At 32.6% G+C, this 2,856-nt stretch carries 3 protein-coding genes; all 3 read right to left on the bottom strand.

From position 1 onward, the window contains the following. Positions 1 to 877, bottom strand: an 877-nt coding sequence (locus WBN21_RS12670) for a sugar phosphate isomerase/epimerase family protein (protein ID WP_424200837.1), incomplete at its 3' end; no start/stop codon positions are given. A 5-nt stretch (positions 878 to 882) separates the two neighbouring features. Then, the gene (locus WBN21_RS12665; protein ID WP_424200835.1) at positions 883 to 1,698 is read right to left on the bottom strand and encodes a 3-keto-disaccharide hydrolase; all 816 of its coding nucleotides are present in this window, start codon (positions 1,696 to 1,698) and stop codon (positions 883 to 885) included. A gap of 183 nt (positions 1,699 to 1,881) precedes the next feature. Further along, the gene (locus WBN21_RS12660) at positions 1,882 to 2,682 is read right to left on the bottom strand and encodes a tetratricopeptide repeat protein (RefSeq protein ID WP_424200833.1); all 801 of its coding nucleotides are present in this window, start codon (positions 2,680 to 2,682) and stop codon (positions 1,882 to 1,884) included. Positions 2,683 to 2,856 lie beyond the last annotated feature (174 nt).

The following is a 2,856-nucleotide window of genomic DNA, read 5'->3' as shown; positions in this document are numbered from 1 at the left end:
CTTTAATACCTTCGTCTTCAGTAAGTGTTTGTCCTTCATATTCAACGCCAATGTATCCTTTGAAACCAGATTCTTTTACAATTTTCATCATTCTTAAATAATCAATTTTGGTTTCATTTCCGGCTTCATCAAAACCATAGGCTTTTGCACTAACACCTTTAGCATAAGGCATTAATTCTGTTAAACCTTTGTATCGATCATATTCATCTAAACACGTTTTATCGGCTTTGCGATTTAAGCAGAAATTTCCAAAGTCGGGTAGTGTACCAACATTATCCATATCAACACGTTTCATTACACTTGCTAGCCATAAACCATTAGATGAATATCCTCCATGATTTTCTACAATTACATTAATACCTTTCGTCGCCGCATATGTACCTAGTTTAGAGAGTCCGTCAATAGCATGTTTGGCTACTTTATCAGCATTACCTTTTCCTGCTGCATTTACACGAATAGAGTGCGCTCCCAAAAATTTAGCAATATCTACCCAAGCATAATGGTTTTCAATAGCTTTTATACGTTCTTCTGTATCGGCATCTCCAAGATTCCCTAAACGATCGCACATTATCAAACCAACATTTACATTAGCATCATTACATTTTTGTTTAAAGACTTCCCAATAAGCTTTATCGTTTGCTTTTGTTTTGTAAAAACTATTTACAAGTTCAATAGAATAAATACCGTAATTAGCCGCAATTTCAGGAAAATCTATCGGGTCTAGGCTAGAGGTTTTAAAGGCTCTATGTAGTGACCATTGAGCAAGCGATATTTTAAAATCTGGATTAGATTCTTGGTTATTACAAGAGACTATAAAAAGCGTTACTATTAATAAAAGGTTGAATTTCACCAATGGCATAAAGAATTTAGCTTTCATGTTTTTTATTTAAGATTTTTAATTTTGATCTCTCTAAACTCAATACCTTGACCTTCTGCTTGTAAAGCAATATAGCCTTCCTTTAGTAGTTTTCCATCAATTTTAATATTTGGATCGTAACCTTTTACTATTTTTCCCCCAATCTGTGGTTTTGTATATTCAAGTACCGTATCCCCCTCTACTATATGTTTAATTATTGAATCTTGATAAACAATTACTTCTCCAGAAACCCACTCATCCCATTTATAAGTTTTGGAACTAGAAGATATACAATGGTGCGGGTCCATTTCTCCTTTAAAAAACACTTCTGTACCAGGAGAGCACATGTTACCGGTAGGTCTTGGTTCGCCTTTTTCGCGTTCTGCTAATATTTGGTATTCAATTGAAATGGGCCAGTTTTGGTCTTTTAAAATAGTTTTTGGATCTTGAGAATGTATCATAACACCACTGTTTCTATATGTATATTTGGAGGCCTCATTCATCCATTGATCTGTAAATCTATATTCGAATTTTAGGTGATATGATGAAAATGGTTTTTCGTAATAGATATGGCCAAAGCGTTCTCCAAATTCAGAGTACCCATCGTAATTTACTTGTAATACGTCGTTAACCACTCTAAAGGTATTAGCGTAATTATCGCCAACATTATGGTGATTAAGTTTTGCTACCCAGCCATCGAGGTTTTTTCCATTAAATAAATAGAACCAATCGGTTTCTGTTTTAGTATTTTTTGATTTGCAAGAACTTAATATTGCTATTGTAAAGAGGTATAAAATTGTTTTATGAGAGAGTTGTTTTCTTTTGAAGTTTAAAAAGGACATTGTAATTAGTATTAGTTAGTTATAAGCTTGTTGCCAACGGTCTTGTGTATGGTTAGTTGCGTGTGTCAGCAACTAATTTAATAAACAAACACGAACGCGAGAAAATTCCTTCTGAATTTTCCAAATAATCACTTGCCAAAGCAATTAATTATACACGTTGTTATAGCCAGTTATTATTTTCTTCTACTCTTCATTCCAAAATTCAGAACACTTTTCTTGTTCAGCAATTTTCAAAATGGAAAAGCCTAATTCAATTGCTTTTTTAAAATCTTCGCATCCTTGTTCTTGTTCGCCCAAATCATATCTAGCTAAACCACGAAGAAAATACGCGTTCTTATTATTTGGTTCTATAGTTATAGCTTGGTTACAATCAAGTAATACTCCGTTCATGTCATTTGGAAATCTTGTTCCTGCTCTATTTATATAAACTCTCGCATTTGTAGTATCATTCAAAATAAAACTATCAAAGTCTTTTTTAGCTTGATTGGATTTAGCTACTGCCATATAAATTCGCGCTCTATTTAATAATAATTCTGGTTTTGGTGAGTCAGATATTTCCTTGTCAAGTTTAGTGATAAAGTCCTTGAAATTTGGTTTAGTCCAAAAACCCATAGTTGTTTTTATTCTTCCTCCACAATTATCATCAATCAAGTCGAATGCTAGATAATATTCTGTTTGATAAATTTTATATTGTCCATAGCCTTTGCACATTTGCCGTTGTTTATCTAAAAACCTGATTGTATCATTCTGAATTTCATATTTAGCAATTACATCTATTGTTTGGTCATTTCCAAAGTCTCCTTCAACTAATCCATTGTCTTTAAAATCAAAACTAATCGGACCAGTATGTCCAATTCTAACCCATTTTCCAATGAGAGGATTATCAGTTTTTTTTACTATTTGGTTTTTTTTCTTTGTGTTTTGATTACAGCTAAATAAAATTCCAATTGATAGAATTGCCAAAAGGTATATTTTTGTTTTCATCTTTAATCTACTTATAATTCTGATAGTGTTTTTCCTAATTGGCTAGGTGTTTGTGTATGGTTAGTTGCGTGTTTAAGCAACTAATTTAGTAAACAAATACGAACGCGAGAAAATTCCGAAGGAATTTTCCAAATAAGCAACGACCAAAGCAATTAATTATACACGGTGTTAGCC

The organism is Algibacter sp. (assembly GCF_049667265.1).
GTDB lineage: Bacteria > Bacteroidota > Bacteroidia > Flavobacteriales > Flavobacteriaceae > Algibacter_B.
The sequence above is the reverse complement of the archived record's forward strand: the minus strand, read 5'-3'. Positions and strand labels throughout refer to the sequence as shown.

Bases quoted from the DNA above. Each gene is read 5' to 3' on its own strand.
- WBN21_RS12665 (WP_424200835.1), bottom strand. From the start codon at position 1,698: ATGTCCTTTTTAAACTTCAAAAGAAAACAACTCTCTCATAAAACAATT.
- WBN21_RS12660 (WP_424200833.1), bottom strand. From the start codon at position 2,682: ATGAAAACAAAAATATACCTTTTGGCAATTCTATCAATTGGAATTTTA.